The organism is Variovorax beijingensis (genome assembly GCF_003951285.1).
GTDB classification, from domain to species: Bacteria; Pseudomonadota; Gammaproteobacteria; order Burkholderiales; family Burkholderiaceae_C; genus Variovorax; species Variovorax beijingensis.
Genome location: NZ_RXFQ01000015.1, coordinates 99,659 through 116,013 on the forward strand (window position 1 = coordinate 99,659; position 16,355 = coordinate 116,013).

Sequence of the window (16,355 nt, forward strand, 5' to 3'; positions counted from 1 at the left end):
AATCAGCGGTTCGCCAGCCGCGCGGCCCGGCGCAGCGGCGGGTTCGCCGCGGTTGCGGTGGCACCGCGGTCGGCCACAGGCTCGCTGGCGCAGCTTGCGTTGCTCGAGATGCACAGCGCGGTGAGCAGGCCGTCTTCGCTCAGCGCGGGCCGGTTCGGCGGGCCGAAGATGCGGTCGATCCAGGCATTGCTCGCCTCGGGGTCGATGCGCAGCTCGCCGGTGGTGCGCGCGAGGCGCAGCTCGGTGATGCGCAGGTCGAACACGGCGTCGACGTAGTCGAACAGCAGGTTGTAGTAGTCGAGCTGCGCGTCGAGCACGGCGGGCAGTGTTTCGCGGCCGAACTCCATCAGCCGGCGGCGTCCGCGGAAGGCCTGGCCCGATGTGCTGACGGCTTCCATCAGCTGCCGCTCGCGCTCGCGTCCGGACACGGTGCGCGCCCATGAGGCCGAGGTGAGTTCCAGCAGGTTGAGCTTCACGCCTTCGAGCTTGGCTTCCTGGTTGGCGACTTCGGCCAGGGCCGACTTCAGACGCAGCTGGCGGTCGAAGCCGTTGCCGAAGTTCCAGTTGAGCTCGAAGGCCGCGCGCGTCGGGTCTTGCGGCGACACGCCGCGCGGGTCCTTGCTCTTGACGACCACCGCGTCCACGGTCGGCCAGATGCTGGCCTCCTGCTGGTCGACCAGGGCCTGGGCGCGCGCCACGCGGCCCTTGGCTTCGGCGATTTCGGTGCTGCGCTCCTCGGCACGGCGCAGGGCCTCTTCCTGCGAAGCGATGCGCCAGTACGCGGGCGCGGCCAGCACGGGCAGGGAATCGGTGTTGGGCGTGAACCTGAAGTAGGTGTTGAACTTGGCCAGCGCCTCGTCGCGCTGCGCCTGGAAGTCGGACTCGCGCGCGGCCACGCTGGCGCGGCGCGCGGCCGCCATGTTCAGGTCGTTCTCGCCGGCGGCGCCCAGCGCCACGCGGCGGGCCTCGGCCTTCGAGAGCTCGGCCACCACCTCGGTGGACTTGCGCGCGATCTGCTTCTTGAGGTCGTAGCGCTGCACCTGCAGGTAGGCGGTCAGCGCATCGAGCACCACCTTCTGCGAGGTGGTGACGACGGCCTCGCCGTCGGCCTGGTTGCCGGCCTCGGCGGCGCGCACCGCGGCGCTCATGGCGCCGCCGTCGATCAGGCTCAGGCGCGCCTCTGCGGTCAGCACGGTGTAGCTCTCGGTCTTGGCGTTGTCCGCGCCGCTGTTGTAGGTACCGGAAGCGGTGCCCATCTTGAAGCGCGGGTAGCGGGCCTTCTTGGCGGCATCCACGCCAAAGCTGCTGGTGTTGGCGGCGGCTTGCGCGGTCTGCACCTCGGGGTAGTCCTGCGACAGCGCAATGAGCGCCTGCTTCACGCGCTGCGCATAGCTGGCGGCGCCGATCGATGGCGCGGAAAGGCGGCGCGCCGGCTGCAGCTGCGCGGGCGCCTCCTGCGCGATGGCACCGGGAGGAAGCGCGAAGCTTGCGCACAGCACTGCGCAAAGAACACCGGGGCCCGTTCGGCGCCGGCCAGCCACGTTGCTGCCCATCATGGTTCGCGGAAGGCTTCGCGCCGCAGCTTGAGCACGGGACGAAGGATGTACCAGATGAACGGGTCGGTGCCCACCTTCAGGTCGACCTCCGATTCCATGCCGGCGGTGACGCGGTTTTCTTCGCGCCCCACGTAGGCCTGGTCGGTGCTGATGAGGATGCGGTAGTACGGCGCCGAGTTGGCAATGGCCGGGTCGCGGTCGGCATCGGCGGCCACCAGGGTGACCTTGCCTTCGACCGCGCCGTAGCGCAGGTAGTCGTAGGCCGTGATCTTGACGCGCGCCGCCTGGCCGATCTCGACGAAGCCGCGGTCGTTCGGATTCAGGCGCGCCTCGATCATGATCTCGTCCTTGTCGGGCACCACCTCCATGATGGCTTCGCCGGGCTTGATGACCCAGCCGGGGCTGGCGCTGCGCAGCCCCTTGACGATGCCGTCGGCGGGCGCCTTCACCATGGTGCGGGAGCGCTGGGTGCGTGCGCGCGCGAGGTCTTCGCTCAGGCTGGCGAACTGGCGCTCCACCGCGGCCAGCTCGTCGGACGCGCGGCGCCGGAAGCGCCCTTCGGCCTCGGCCATCTTGGCCTGGGCCTCGGTGATGGCGGCACTCGCGGATATGGCGCCCTGGCGCGCCACGGCCAACTCGCTTCGCACACCTTCGACCTGCCGCCGCTTCTCGAGCACCTCGACCTGGCCGACCAGCTTTTCATTGAGCAGCTGCTCGGAGATCTCGAGTTCCTTCTGCATCAATGCGAGGCGGTCGTTCAGGCCCTTGACCTTGGCCTGCTGCTCGAGCTGCTTGCTGCGCGCGCCCTCCAGGCCGGACACCGCGCCGGCCATCACGCCGCGCTGCTCGAGCGCGCGCGCCTCGTAGGCGCCGGTTTCGCCGTCGAGCACGCTCTCGTCGATGTCGGCGGCAAAGCTCTCGCGCCTGAGCGGCTGGCCGCGGCTCTCGGCCATGAGCCTAATGCGGGTGGCCTGGGTGGCGGCATGGCGCGCGGTGAGTTCCTCGAAATTGAGGCCGCTGCCGCCCAGGTCGATCTCCACCAGCGACTGGCCCTGCGTGACCCTGTCGCCTTCCTTGACCAGCACGTTGCTGACGATGCCGCCTTCCAGATGCTGGATCGACTTGACGCGGTCCGACGGGATCACGCGGCCCGGCGCCACCACCACGGTTTCCATGGGAAAGCCCAGGCCCACAACGGCCAGCAGCGCGACCGCGCCGCCAATCACCCACTGGCGGCGCTTGCCCCCCGGCCCTGTCTGCGCCGCGCGCTTGTGATCCTCGTCCTGCAGTATCTGCGGCAAATCTGATTTCAAGTCGCGGTCCCCAATTTCTCTTCGATCGATCGGCTGCTCAGGCCATGGAACGGTTGGCGGCGGCGCCCTGCTGCGAATGCACCTCGGCATCGTCCTCGCCCGCGGTGGAATCGGGGAGCGCCACCAGCGCCTTCTTCACGCCGAAGAGCTTCGGCACCATGACGGCGGCCGTGCCCTGTTCGACGTTGCCCTGCCCCGTCACGTGATAGACCACGCTGGCCGCCGACACGATGCGAAGCGAATGCGTGACCACCACCACGGTGCGCACCTTGGCCACCGCGAGCAGCGTGGCAAGCAGGGTGCGCTCGCTCTGGAAGTCGAGGTCGTTGCTGGGCTCGTCGAGCACCAGCACCGAGGGCTTGCGCAGGAAGCTCATAGCCAGCGCGAGCTTGCGCCGCTCGCCCACCGACAGGCCCGTGCCGCCCTCGCCCACCACGGTGCGGTAGCCGTCGGGCATGCGCGAGATGAAGTCGTGCGCGCCCGAGAGCTTGCAGGCCGCCACCACCTGCTCGTCGCTCTGGCCCGGGGCCGTGCGGCGCATGGTGTCGATCAGCGGTCCGCCGAACCAGTACACCTCCTGCGACAGGTAGCTGATCCAGCGCGAGAGCTCTTCGCGGCCGAATTGCGAAAGGTCGTACTCGCCGATGCTGATGACGCCGCGCGTGGGCGCGTACAGGCCCGAGAGCAGCTTGACCAGCGTCGACTTGCCGGCGCCGTTGCGCCCCACGATCACGTGCAGCCCGCCCGGCCCGATGTCCAGGTCGACGTTCTCCAGCACCGGCCGGTGCGCGTCTTCCGTGAAGCTGAAGCTCACGTCCTTCAGCGTGACGCGGCCCAGCGGCTGCGGCAGCGTCATGCCGGTGGGCGCCTTTTCGACCGGCTCGCCAAGCACCGTCTCGAGCCGCTTGGCCGCTTCCTTGGCCGCGGCCAGCGAGCGCCAGCTCGAGACCAGGCCGGCCACCGGCTGCAGCGCCTTGAGGGCCAGCATGTTGGAGGCGACCAGGCCGCCCACCGTCATCCATTGCTCCATCACCGAAATGGCGCCCACCGTGACCACGATGACCGAGAAGACCATCATCAGCACGGTGGTGCCGTCGCGCGCGGTTTCGATCTGCCCGTTCTTGCTGAAGCTCTCGCTCAGCCAGGAGTTGTACGACTGGCGCCACATCTCGATGGTGGGACCGTCGTTGGCCTGCGTCTTGAGCGTTTCGCGCGCGTTGCAGATTTCCGAGGTCATGCGGTCGAGGCCGCGGCCGCGCTGCACTTCCTCGACCCGTCCGCTGCGCACCTCGTCGGCCCACCACCAGGCCAGGAAGACCATGATGCCAAGGAACAGCACCACCACCGGCAGGACCGGCAGGGCCACGATGCCGATCACGGCCAGTGCAAAGACCGCCATCGGCAGATCGAAGATCGATTGCGCCAGGCCACCGGTGACGGTGCCGCGCACCGAGGCCACGTCGCGGAAGAACTGGTGCCAGATCGAGGCCGGGCGCGCTTCGAGCGCGCGCAGCGGCCGATTCAGCATCGAATGCAGCAGCGCGCCCGACACGCCGTGGTCGATGATGGCGCCCGCATTGCGCAAGAGGCGCGAACGCCCCGAGCGCAGCCAGAACTCGATGCACAGGAAGAACAGGATGCCGCACACCAGCGCGGCCAGCGTCGAGACGCCGCTGCGCGACAGCACGCGGTCATACACCTGGAGCAGGAAGATCGATGGCAGCAGGCCGAAGAGGCTGATGGGCAGCGACCGCCAGGCCGCGCTCTTGACCAGCGGGTAGGCGGCCCGGAACGCCGTGTGCAGGGCACCCGCGTACGGGCTCGCACCTGATTCTTCGGGCACCTCGGCCACCAATTGGCTGGGCAAGAGAAACTTGATCATGGGAAAGGGCCGATCCGTCAGGCAATGACGCCTGCGCCATTATCGACTGTTACCCAGTTGTTACAAGACAAAATCTATGCTTACGGAGCGCTGCAGCGTGACATACGTCTCAGCGTGTGCGACACCGATTCGGCATTGGCCCCGGCGGCGTCCTTGGCGGCCTCGACGGACAGGCTGCAGTCCGCCGCTTTTCTTGCCATGACCGGCGCCGCCTCGTGCTTTGGCAGTCCCTGCGCCAGCACCAGCGCGACGTTGGCGCACAGCAACATGCAAAGCAGCCATGCGCAAAACAGCTGCAGCCAGCCCAGCCACCACCGGCGCTGCGGCGCGGCCTCGCGGCGGTAGGGCAAAGAGGCTTGTGCGTTCAGTTTGATCATGGCAATGCTTTCAAAACCCGGGCCAGCCGGGACAGGCCGACACCGGCGGAACTCTTGGCCAGCACCCAGTCGCCCGGCTGCAGCAGGCCGCCCAGCGCGGTGGACAGATCGGACACATCGACGAACCAGTGCGAGCGGACCTTGGTGCGGATGCGCGCATGCAGTGCCCGCATCAGCGGGCCGCACAGCAGCACGCGGTCGGGTTGGGATGCCAGCAGCTCGGGCTCCAGGTCGAGGTGGTGCCGCTGCGCGGCGGGGCCGAGCTCCTGCATGTCGCCGAGGATCGCCACGCGCCGTGCGGGCTCGCAGGGCGCCTGCGACAGCAGCTCGAGCGCGGCGCGCATGGAACTCGGGTTGGCGTCGTAGGTCTCGTCGATCAGCTTGAAGCTGCCCCCGCCGATGTGGATGGTGTGCAGCGCGCCGCGTCCGCCCGGCGGCTCGAAGTGCGCGAAGGGCTCGACCGCGGCAGCCAGCTTCAGGCGCATCGCCTGCAGGGCCGCCAGCGCGGCCACGGCGCTCGCGCCCATGTGGCGCCCCGGCGCATTGAGCCGAAGCTGGAACGGCTCGCCGTGCACCTGTGCCTGCACCTCGCCGTGGTCGAACGAGAGCAGCCGTACGTCGGCATCCTTGTGCTCGCCATAGGTCACGATCTGGAGTTGGTGCGCCATGGCGGCTTCGGCGAAGGTCGCGAACTCGGGGAGGTCGCGGTTCAGCACCGCGCTGTCGCCGGGCGCCATGCCCTCGAAGATGCGGCTGTCCAAGCGCGCTGCGGCTTCCGAAGGCCCGCGGTGCTTTTGCGACGCGGCCGACAGCCCCGTCACCACGGCCAGCATCGGCCGCACCAGCTGCGTCGAAGCCAGCATGTGCGGCGAGCCCATTTCCAGCACCCAGTAGGCCGCATGCCGCGGCATGCAGGTCAGGTTCCAGGCCATGCCCGAGGGCAGGCTGACGTTGCCTTCGGGCCGGCCGACCTCGCCCCATACGGCCAGGGCGTCGGCCAGCATCGCGGCCACGGTGCTGCCGGCCGTGCCGCTGCCCAGCACGCCGCAGACGCGCCCCGTGAATTCGGTGCGCGCATGCGCGCCCAGCGCAAGCACGGCCTGCAGCACGTCGGGCACCTGGAGCACGGGGACCCGCTTGTCGAGATGCGGTGCGGGATCGGTGCACAGCACGGCGGCTGCCGGCTGCAACACGCCCTTGAGCGCCACCGCGGCCAGTGGCGCCTTCGAGGGCCGCGCCTGGTGCTCGAACACCACGCGGCCCTTGCGCAGGAAAGAGCGCTGCGTCACGCCGCTGGCGCGCCAGCCGTCTTCCGGGCGCACCACCCATTCGCCGCCGGTCACCCGCGCCATTTCGCTCGCGGTCCAGGCGGCGGCGCCGTCGTCTCTCGCGCTGCCGGCGCCGGGCACGGCCGGGCGCTCCAGCAGGTAGCGGCGATAGGCCACGAAGCCCGACACGTACTGCGCCACGTCGTCGATGCGCACCCGGAACGCGTGGTGCCGGATGAAGAAGGAACCGACGATGGTGGAGGGCCGGCGGAAGTACATCGCCATCTCGGGCCAGAAGAAGCCGTTCTGCAGGTAGTGGGCGCGGTACTCCAGCGCGCGGTAGAACTTCTCGGTGTCGAGCTCGTCGAGCAGGTGCCGCATGGCGGGCGTGGCCTCCAGCCGCTGCAGCATCTGCTGGGCCGCGAGCATGAGTTCGAGCAGCGTCGGAAAGGTGGTCTTGCGGTCGAGCACGAAGTCCAGGTACCCGGCCACGTTCTGCAGGCCGAAGCGAAAGTACTTTTCCTGCGGGCTCCAGCGCGTGAGTTCGTTGACGCAGCAGCTCAGCCAGTGGTCGTGCGCCTGCCAGTGCTGGCTTGCAATGAAGTGGTCGAAGGCCTTCTCGACCACGGCGAGCCACCTTGCATCGCGCGTGAGGCCGTACAGGCGCATGAGGCCGTAGGCGGCCTCGCCGTCGTAGTAGATGATGCGCGAGGCCTGCTTCACGCGCAGGTCGCCGGCATGGAGCACGTGGCTGAAGCTGCCGGTGGCGCCATCCTGCAGCGACGCGATGCCCAGCGCCAGCTTCTCCAGCAGCGGCAGCCAGTCGCGCGTGTCCATCGCCTCGCAGTACTTCACCAGGGCCAGCACGCAGGCGGCGTTGCCGCCCAGCCTGATTTCTTCGCCGGTGTCGACGAGGAAAGCGACCTCGGTGCCGTCGGCGAGCGTGTAGCTGCGGATGAGCGTGTTCGCGAGATGGTCGAGCGCGCGGTCGATGGCCAGGCGCAGCTTGTCGTCGCGCATGAGTTCCCACGCTTCGATCATGGCGCTGAGCACGCTCGCATGGCGCATGGCGTCGTAGGTCGGAATGCGGCGGTCGAAGCACGGGAAGTAGCCGTACACGAAGAGCCCGTCGTCCTGCACCTGGCGCGCAAGGTACGAGGCGCCGCTGCGCACCAGGTCGAGCGCCGATTGCGGCGCGAGTGCCGGCGCCTGGCGGCGTCCGGCATCGAGCCCCGTGCCCACGAGCTTGTGCACCACGCAGTCGGCCTGGCAGAACACGCCCACCGTCGCGAGCAGGTAGACCCGCCGGTCGGCCGGCAGCTCGAGCGTGAGCGCGCGTGCGAAGCGCGCCTGGGCATAGGCCTCGAAGTTGCGCGCATTCACCACGGCATGCGCAATGGTCGAATCGCCGCTCAGCATGGCGTTGGCGTTGAGCTCCTGCTCGGTGAACGCGGTCTCGAAGTCCTGGTCGAAGGCCAGGCCGAGGCGGAAGTAGTTGCGCTTGACGCCGGCGAGCTGGGCCTTGAACTGCGCCCAGTCCATCGGGCTTGCGCCCTCGACCCAGTCGATGCGCAGCCATGGCGAGACGATGCCGCAGTCGCGCACCCAGCGCTCGACGGCCTCGGCGCCTTCATTCCACGCGGTTTCGAAATCGGCCGCGCGCGCGTGCACCACGTGCGCGCGCTGCGACCCGTCGCTCACCGAGAAGAAAAGCGTAAAGGCCGGATAAGGCGCCGGCAACGCCGCACACACCGAGACCAGGCGCTCGTGGCAGGCATGGAGCTGGTCGGAGAAGGACATCATTCGGCCCCAGTCGAATGCGGGAGGCCGGCCGCACCCGGACCGGGAACTCCCATCGAAGGCATCGCGTTTCTCCGTGTTTCAGCGGTAGCTGAATTCGGCTCGGCGATTGAGCTGATGGCCCTCCTCGGTGGTTTCGAGAGATGCGGGTTTTTCAATGCCCCAGCTGACGGCCTCGATCCGTTCGCCCGGCACGCCAAGCTGCGTGAGCGCGCGCTGCACGGATTCGGCCCGGCGCTGGCCCAGCGCAAGGTTGTATTCGCGGCCGCCGCGCAAGTCGGTGTGGCCCTCGATCACCACCTTGCTGGCGGGACGGTTCCTGAGATAGCTCGCATGCGCTTCCACCACGTTGCGGTACTGCGGCTTGATGTCGTATTTGTCGAAGTCGAAGTACACGATCTTCAGCGCGACGGGGCCGTTCTGGACCGGTGCGGGCGGGGGTGGTTCCACCTTCGCCACCTGGGCCTTGTTCGAGTAGTAGTAGGTGGCGTCCTCGCGTCCGCTCTTGGAGGCCGTTCCGCAAGCGGCAAGGCTTGCTGCGAGGGCGACGATGGTCAGTATCCGGTAGCTGCTGCTGTTCTTCATATCAATTTCCTTTCGCGGGCCAGGCCGCGGCGGCCTGGCCCTGGTGCGTTGTTTTTCTTCTCCTCTACTGCTCTTGTTCCTTAGCCCAGCAGGCCGTGCAGGATGTTCGCCACCGGGGTGAGAACGCTGCCGGTGCCGGCGGCCTGGTCCACCAGGCTGGTGATCGGGGTCACCACGTCGGTCACGATCGGAGCGGCGTCCTCCACGGTGTGCACCAGGCTGTTGTGGATGGTCTCGACCACCGGGGCGAGCGTCGGGGTTGCACCGGCCAGGATGTCGGTCACGGGCTCTGCCACCTCGGACACGGCGGCCACCACGGGCTCCAGTGCCTCGCCGAGCGTGCTTGCCGTGTCGAGCACCGGCTCCAGGATGTTGGCTGCCGGGCCGCTGCCGCCCAGCAGTCCGCCGAGCAGGCCGTCGCTGCCGAGCAGGCTGCCGACCAGGCCGTCGTCGCCAAGGAGGTCGCCGCCGAGCAGGCCGCCGACGATGCCGTCTTCGCCCAGCACGCCGCCGAGCAGGTCGCCGCCGAGCAGATCACCGCCCAAGAGGTCGCCACCGAGCAGATTGCCGACGAGGCCGTCCTCACCGAGGATGCCATCGAGCAGATCGCCGCCGAGCAGGTCGCCACCCAAGAGGTCGCCGCCGAGCAGGTTGCCGACAAGGCCGTCCTCGCCCAGCACGCCGCCCAGCAGGTCGCCGCCAAGCAGATCGCCACCCAGGAGATCGCCACCGAGCAGGTTGCCGACGAGGCCGTCTTCGCCGAGCACGCCACCCAGCAGGTCACCGCCGAGCAGATCGCCACCCAGGAGATCGCCACCGAGCAGGTTGCCGACGAGGCCGTCTTCACCGAGCACGCCACCCAGCAGGTCACCGCCAAGCAGATCGCCACCCAGGAGATCGCCACCGAGCAGGTTGCCGACGAGGCCGTCTTCGCCGAGCACGCCACCCAGCAGGTCACCGCCAAGCAGATCGCCACCCAGCAGGCCACCGACGAGGCCGTCTTCACCGAGCACGCCACCCAGCAGGTCTCCGCCAAGCAGGCCACCGACGAGGCCGTCTTCGCCCAGCACACCACCCAGCAGGTCACCGCCAAGCAGATCGCCACCCAGCAGGCCACCGACGAGGCCGTCTTCACCCAGCACACCACCCAGCAGGTCACCGCCAAGCAGATCGCCACCCAGCAGGCCACCGACGAGGCCGTCTTCACCCAGCACACCACCCAACAGGTCTCCGCCGAGCAGATCGCCGCCCAGCAAGCCACCGAGGAGGCCGTCTTCACCAAGCACGCCACCCAGCAGGTCTCCGCCGAGCAGATCGCCGCCCAGCAGGCCACCGAGGAGGCCGTCTTCACCGAGCACGCCACCCAGCAGGTCTCCGCCGAGCAGATCGCCGCCCAGCAAGCCACCGAGGAGGCCGTCTTCGCCCAACAGGCCGCCCAGCAGGCCGTCTTCACCGAGCACACCGCCCAGCAGGCCCTCGTCGCCCAGCAGGTTGTCGACCAAGCCATCCTCGCCGAGCACGCCGCCGAGCAAGCCGTCTTCGGCAAGCAGGCTGCCGATGGCGCCGCCGGTGCCGAGCAAGCCGTCTTCGCCGAGCAGGCCACCGACCAGGCCGTCATCGCCAAGCACGCCGCCCAGCAAGCCGCCTTCACCCAGCACGCCGCCGGTCACGCCGCCGAGCAAGCCACCCAGCGGGCTGTCTTCGAGCAGGCCGCCCACGGCGCCGTCGGCGCCCAGGAGGTTGTCGACCACGCCGTCCTGGCCCAACAGGCCGCCGGTGAGGCCGTCGCTGCCCAGCAGGTTGGACAGCGCGCCGTCACCGCCAAGCAGGCCGCCCACCACGCCGTCGCCGCCGAGCAGGCTGCCCACGGGGCTGCCTTCGCCGAGCAGGCCACCCAGCAGGCCCTCTTCGCCCAGTACGCCGCCGAGCACGCCGCCAAGGGCACCGTCGTCGCCCAACAGGCCGCCGACGATGCCTTCGTCACCGACCACGTTGTCCAGCAGGCTGCCGATGGCGCTGCCTTCACCGATGAGGCCGTCCAGCGCGCCACCCTCGGCGAGCAGGCCGCCAACCAGGCCCTCTTCGCCGACGAGCCCGCCGAGGAGGCTGTCCTGGCCGAGCAGGCCGTCCACCACGTTGCCGAGCACGCCTTCGTCGCCCACGAGCTCCTCGAGCGCGCCGTCCAGGCCGAGGCTGCCGGTGAGGCCGCTCAGGATGCCGTCATCGCCCACCAGGTTGTCCAGACCGTTCTGGAGGGCGTCGGTGACGTAGTCGACCTGCTTGACCAGCTGGTCGACCAGCGCACCCGTCGCGCCTTCGCCCAGGAGGCCGTCGACGATCGGGCTGGCCACGCCGCCCACGCCTTCAGCCACGGTCTCGACGAAATCGTCCGCCGGATCGAGCTGGTTGGGATCGTTTTCCGAGAAGTCGGAGCCGAGCACCGGGGCCAGCACGTCGTCAACCACGTCGGTCACGCCGTCGACCACGCCCAGCACCGGGTCGAGCGAGTCGCCGAGACCCGCGGTGTCGCCGATCGAACCGACCAGGCCGCCGGCTGCGCCGTCGCCTGGATCGAGCAAGCCGTCGCCGTCTGCGTCTGCGTCTGCGTCTGCATCGGCATCGGCATCGGCGTCGGCATCGGCATCGGCATCGGCGTCAGCATCCGCATCCGCATCCGCGTCAGCGTCAGCGTCAGCGTCAGCGTCAGCGTCAGCGTCAGCGTCAGCGTCAGCGTCAGCGTCAGCATCCGCATCCGCATCAGCGTCAGCGTCAGCATCCGCATCCGCATCCGCATCAGCGTCAGCGTCAGCGTCAGCGTCAGCGTCAGCGTCAGCATCCGCGTCGGCATCTGCATCTGCATCTGCATCTGCATCTGCATCTGCATCTGCATCCGCGTCAGCATCAGAATCGGCGTCCGCATCCGCATCGCCGTCGGCATCCGCATCGGCATCCGCGTCGGCGTCTGCATCCGCATCGCCCTCACCGCCACCGCCGGCGAAGAACGGGATCACTCCACCGTCGCCACCGCCACCGCCGCCCAGTGCGGCACCGAGTGCAGCGGCGCCCAGTGCGCCGAGTGCGAATTCGCCCAGCCCGATGCCGCTGCCGGCAGCGAGCTTCTTGGTGACGGCCAGTGCGGCCGCGTCGGCGTCGCTGTCGGGCGGGGTCACCTGCAGGTCGCCCGAGGCAACGTCCACGTTCACTTGTTCGAGGCCGCCGGGCAGCTTGGTCGAGCCGATGGTGGCGTCGGTGCCGCCGGTGAAGACGCCGGCCAGCGGCGCCTTGTTGGTGGCCGAGCCGGGGAACAGGACGTTGGCCTGTCCGCCTTCGGGAACGATCACGCGGTCGCCCGCGATCAGGGTCTGGTTGCCGTCCACCGGAATGCGGACACCGTCGCGCATCACCGCGACGCCCGGCGTAGCATTGGACAATGTGCCCACGCTGGCGGGTGCCGCCGCAGCGGCAGCAGGTGCCGACGAGCTCATCGCGGCGGGTGCGCCGAGCGGTGTGCTGGTGGCTTGGGCGATGACCACAGGAGCAACGCCACTGGCGGCAAGTCCTTCGGTCGAATGGGTCGGTGCTTGTGGTGCGTTCATGACAGCCTCTGTGACAAAAGATGCATCTACAGGGGCAACTAGCGTGCCGCGCTGCCAACTCTTTTGAGCCACCGGTTCGTCAAGAACGCAAGCTATTGATTTCTATGGATATTTTTCTGAAAAGCGATGTGTGCGCGGTCGGCCGGAACAGCGCTTTGGACACCGTTTTGGCCGTTCGTTACGTAACGATGTAACGTCCCGCTACCGGAACATCGGGCGCCTTTGGAGCCTGCGGGCACGCGGATTTTTCTTCCTCCCTTTTCCTTTTCCAGCCTCTCCATACAGATATGTTCAATCCCTCCCAGGAAGACGTGCGCCGCTTCTTTTGCGACGTATACGCAAAGCACCGCCAAGGCTTGCCGATGGAAGCGCTCGAGACGATTGCCGCAGGATGGATCGACGCGCATCCCGAATACCACGAGGACCTGGCCGACGCCGATGCCGCCGTGGCCCGCGTGTACGACGGGTCGAACGGCCGCGAGAACCCGTTCCTGCACCTGTCGATGCATCTTTCGATCAGCGAGCAATGCTCCATCGACCAGCCGCGCGGCATCCGCCAGGCCGTCGAGCTGCTGGCCGCCCGCCGCGGCTCGCTGCTCGATGCGCATCACGAGGCCATGGAGTGCCTGGGCCAGATGATGTGGGAGAGTCAGCGCGCCGGCCGGCCGCCGGACGGCGACGGCTATGTGGCCTGCGTGCAGCGCCGCGCAACCAAGGACTAGCCGGCCTTCCGGGAAGGCAGCGCGCCCTGCTGCTTCGCTCCCTCGCGCAGCAGCGCGGCCATGGCGCTGCGCAGCGCCGAGGGCTCGGCGTCGCTGCGCAGCAGCAGGCCCACGGGCTCGTCGGTGCCGGCGGTTTCGATGCGCAAGCGGACCAGCCGTTCCTCGACCAGCTCACCGCGCGCGGCGCCCAGCGGCGTGATCCAGACCGCATCGGACACCGCCACCAGGCCGCGCGCCACCGCGACGTCGAGCGTCTGCAGCGCGTGGGCCGGAAGCGCCAGGCCGCGGGCCGACAGGAAGCTTTCGGTGTTGTGGCGCGGGATGGTGCCCTCGCCATACACCACCAGCGGAAAATCGAGCACCGCCTGCACCGACACCGCCCGGGTCGACCGGCCCGCCAGCGGATGGCCGGGGCGCACGGCAAACACCAGCGGCTCGGTATAGAGCAGTTCGAAGCTGAGCCCGCCCATCAGCCGCGGATCGCTCATGCGGCCCGCCACCAGGTCGAGCTCGCCGGCGCGCAGTTCGTCGAGCAGCACCGGGTTGGCCGCGCTCTTCACCACCACCTGCACCGAAGGCCAGCGCTCGCGAAAGCGCGCGAGCGCCGCCGGCAGCAGCGCCGGGGCCACGCTCGGCAGCGCGCCGATGCGCAGCCGCTCCACCCGCTCGCCGGAGGCCGGCGCCACCGCCTGCGCGCTGGCGTCGATGGCCTCGAGCACGCGCAGCGCGTGGGCCAGCAGCTGCTCGCCCGCCGGCGCGAGCCCCTGCACGCCGCGCCGCCCGGCATTGCCGCGCTCGACCAGGCGCGCCCCGACGATGGCCTCCAGCTCGGCCAGCGTCTTGGACACCGCCGGCTGGCTCAGCGACAGCCGCTCGGCGGCGCGCGCGAGATGGCGTTCCTGCGCCACCGCGACAAGGCAGCGCAGATGGCGCAGCTGCACGTTGCGCACAAAGTCCTGGCGAAGATCGGCGGGCGTTTTCAATTACTGATAGTTATGTAAAACAGACCAATCTTCAATTTACATCATCGAACGCGGCTTCTAAAGTTCAGCTTCCCGATTCGATTCGTCCCACGACAGGAGACAACGACATGTTGACGAAAACCCCGGCCACCCTCACCCCCCGCGACTGGGAAGCCCATCCCTCGTACATCTACTCCGGCTACAAGTCGACCGCGAAGCGCGGCCCGCAGAAGCCCCTGGTCCCGCTGAAGGCCTCGCTGGGCGAGCTGCAGCAGCCGGTGTACGGCCACGACAGCATCGGCGCGCTCGACCATGACCTGACGCGCAACGCCCGCAAGAACGGCGAGCCGCTCGGCGAACGCATGATCCTCACCGGCCAGGTGCTCGACGAGCGCCGCCGCCCCGTGGCCAACACGCTGGTCGAGCTCTGGCAGGCCAATGCCTCCGGCCGCTACGTGCACAAGGTCGACCAGCACGACGCGCCGCTCGACCCCAACTTCCTGGGCGCGGGCCGCTGCCTGACCGACAGCGAGGGCCGCTACCGCTTCCTCACCATCAAGCCCGGCGCCTATCCCTGGGGCAACCACCCCAACGCCTGGCGCCCGCAGCACATCCACCTGTCGCTGTTCGGCCAGAGCTTTGCCAGCCGGCTGGTCACGCAGATGTACTTCCCCGGCGATCCGCTGCTGCAGTACGACCCCATGGTCACCGGCACGCCCGAGCGCTACCGCAACCGGCTGATTGCCGACTTCAGCCTCGACATCACCGAGGAAGGCTACGCGCTCGGCTACCAGTTCGACATCGTGCTGCGCGGCGCCGACGAAACCCCCTTTGAGAACCGCTGAGCCAGAAGGAGCACACACCATGTTGATGACCGCACAGGAAGCCGACTTCGGCCAGACCCCTTCCCAGACCGTGGGCCCCTACTTCGCCTACGGCCTCACCGCCGCGCAGTACGGCTACGACTTCGACCAGCCCTTCGACGCCGTGGTGGCCCTGGACAACGCCTGCGGCGAGCGCATCCGCCTCGAAGGCCGCGTGATCGACGGCGACGGCAACCCCATTGGCGATGCGCTGGTCGAGATCAGCCAGCCCGATGGCGAGGGCCGTTATCCCCAGACACCCGCCGAGGCCCGCGAGATCGGCTTTCGCGCCTTCGGCCGTGCCGGCACGGGCACCGATGCGCAGAACCGCTTCGTGTTCCACACCGTGAAGCCGGGCACCGAATCGCCGGGCGAAGCCCCGCACATCAATGCGATCGTGCTGATGCGCGGCCTGCTGCTGCATGCGTTCACGCGCGTGTATTTCAGCGACGAGGCCGAAGCCAACGCCAAGGACGCCGTGCTGGCCAGCGTGCCGGCCGAGCGCCGCCACACGCTGATTGCCGAGCGCGTGGAGCAAGGCGGCGCGGTGAGCTACCGCTTCGACATCCGCATGCAGGGCCCTCAGGAGACGGTGTTCTTCGACGTCTGAACACCAACCGGCCCCGCAAACAGGAAAGCCCGCTCGATGCGGGCTTTCTTCATGGGAGGGTGGGACGGGGACGGTCGCGGCGCTTACTGCGCAGCGCGGTGAATGCGCGATTCGGGCACCGTCTTGAGGTCGCCGGGCAGCGAGCTGATGTAGCTGGCGAGCGTCTTGAGTTCGGCGTTGGTGAACTTCTTGGGTTCGACCTGCTGCGCCATCACCGCATTCGAGCGGCCCAGGTGCAGGTTGTTCTTGACGCGGTACGACTTGAGCGCCACGAAGAGGTAGTCGGCATGCTGGCCGGCCAGCTTGGGCACCGTGCCGTCATTGGGCGTGTTGAAGTTGGCGCCGTGGCACTTGGTGCAGCTGTTGTCCTTGTCGCGCGACACCAGGGCCTGCACGTTCTCGGGCATGGGCTTGGCGAGCGCGGCCGGGGGCGCGTCGCCTTCCTTCAGGCCCAGCTGGCTGTAGTAGGCGGCCAGGTCGGCGATGTCCTGCTCCTTCAGGGTGTCGGCAATCGCGCGCATGGTGGGGTGCTTGCGGTCGCCGCCCTTGTAGGCGGTGAGGGCGGCGGCGATGTAGCTGGCGCTCTGGCCGGCGATCATCGGCACCTTGTGGATCTCCGGAAAGCTGGCCTGGTAGCCGACGATGCCGTGGCAGCCCACGCACATGGCAACCTTCTTGGCGCCCTCCTGGGCATTGCCCGTGACTTGCTGGGCTTGCGCCGAGACCGTCACGCAAGCGACAGCGAAGGCAAACATCGTGGTCAACAACTTGTTCATTTTGCGCGCACAATCTCGTGGAGATACAGTTTTTCGAATCAACAT

At 68.7% G+C, this 16,355-nt stretch carries 12 protein-coding genes; 3 read left to right on the plus strand and 9 right to left on the minus strand.

Annotation, left to right across the window (positions count from 1 at the left end):
- Nucleotides 1-2: 2 nt before the first annotated feature.
- From EJO66_RS23400 to EJO66_RS23430, 7 genes are all read right to left on the minus strand, one after another.
- Nucleotides 3-1,556 (minus strand): TolC family protein, encoded by a 1,554-nt coding sequence (locus tag EJO66_RS23400; RefSeq protein WP_124960202.1) that lies wholly within the window; start codon nucleotides 1,554-1,556, stop codon nucleotides 3-5.
- Nucleotides 1,553-2,869, minus strand: a complete 1,317-nt coding sequence (locus EJO66_RS23405; protein WP_124960203.1) for an HlyD family type I secretion periplasmic adaptor subunit — start codon at nucleotides 2,867-2,869, stop codon at nucleotides 1,553-1,555. Before EJO66_RS23405 ends, EJO66_RS23400 begins: the two co-directional genes overlap by 4 nt.
- 37 nt (nucleotides 2,870-2,906) lie before the next feature.
- On the minus strand, nucleotides 2,907-4,751 hold the full coding sequence (locus EJO66_RS23410; protein ID WP_124960204.1) for a peptidase domain-containing ABC transporter: 1,845 nt from the start codon (nucleotides 4,749-4,751) through the stop codon (nucleotides 2,907-2,909).
- A gap of 80 nt (nucleotides 4,752-4,831) precedes the next feature.
- Complete coding sequence (locus tag EJO66_RS23415) at nucleotides 4,832-5,128, minus strand: hypothetical protein (protein ID WP_124960205.1); 297 nt, start codon at nucleotides 5,126-5,128, stop codon at nucleotides 4,832-4,834.
- Entirely contained in the window at nucleotides 5,125-8,199 is a 3,075-nt protein-coding gene (locus EJO66_RS23420) for a glutamate ligase domain-containing protein (RefSeq protein ID WP_124960206.1), read from the minus strand. The genes EJO66_RS23415 and EJO66_RS23420 overlap by 4 nt, the downstream gene beginning before the upstream one ends.
- A gap of 78 nt (nucleotides 8,200-8,277) precedes the next feature.
- Nucleotides 8,278-8,781: a peptidoglycan-associated lipoprotein Pal gene (gene pal, locus EJO66_RS23425; protein WP_124960207.1), complete on the minus strand. Its 504-nt coding sequence runs from the start codon at nucleotides 8,779-8,781 to the stop codon at nucleotides 8,278-8,280.
- A gap of 80 nt (nucleotides 8,782-8,861) precedes the next feature.
- The gene (locus tag EJO66_RS23430) at nucleotides 8,862-12,377 is read right to left on the minus strand and encodes a hypothetical protein (RefSeq protein WP_125966323.1); all 3,516 of its coding nucleotides are present in this window, start codon (nucleotides 12,375-12,377) and stop codon (nucleotides 8,862-8,864) included.
- Nucleotides 12,378-12,664: 287 nt separating this feature from the next.
- On the opposite strand from EJO66_RS23430, the gene EJO66_RS23435 reads away from it, so the two are divergent.
- A complete protein-coding gene (locus EJO66_RS23435) occupies nucleotides 12,665-13,099 on the plus strand; it encodes a DUF1841 family protein (protein WP_018906845.1) in 435 nt (144 codons plus the stop codon).
- On the opposite strand, the gene EJO66_RS23440 is transcribed toward EJO66_RS23435, so the two are convergent.
- Nucleotides 13,096-14,082 carry a LysR substrate-binding domain-containing protein gene (locus EJO66_RS23440; protein WP_124960209.1) on the minus strand — a complete coding sequence of 329 codons (987 nt, stop codon included), beginning with the start codon at nucleotides 14,080-14,082 and terminating at the stop codon, nucleotides 13,096-13,098. The genes EJO66_RS23435 and EJO66_RS23440 overlap by 4 nt on opposite strands.
- Nucleotides 14,083-14,189: 107 nt before the next feature.
- Between EJO66_RS23440 and pcaH the strand changes: the two genes are divergently transcribed.
- Nucleotides 14,190-14,906, plus strand: coding sequence for a protocatechuate 3,4-dioxygenase subunit beta (gene pcaH / locus EJO66_RS23445; RefSeq protein WP_124960210.1), 717 nt, complete (start codon nucleotides 14,190-14,192; stop codon nucleotides 14,904-14,906).
- A gap of 19 nt (nucleotides 14,907-14,925) precedes the next feature.
- Nucleotides 14,926-15,534, plus strand: a complete 609-nt coding sequence (gene pcaG, locus EJO66_RS23450) for a protocatechuate 3,4-dioxygenase subunit alpha (protein WP_124960211.1) — start codon at nucleotides 14,926-14,928, stop codon at nucleotides 15,532-15,534.
- Nucleotides 15,535-15,617: 83 nt separating this feature from the next.
- Here the strand turns inward: pcaG and EJO66_RS23455 are convergent, their stop codons facing one another.
- On the minus strand, nucleotides 15,618-16,310 hold the full coding sequence (locus EJO66_RS23455) for a c-type cytochrome (protein ID WP_124960212.1): 693 nt from the start codon (nucleotides 16,308-16,310) through the stop codon (nucleotides 15,618-15,620).
- Between the last annotated feature and the right edge of the window lie 45 nt (nucleotides 16,311-16,355).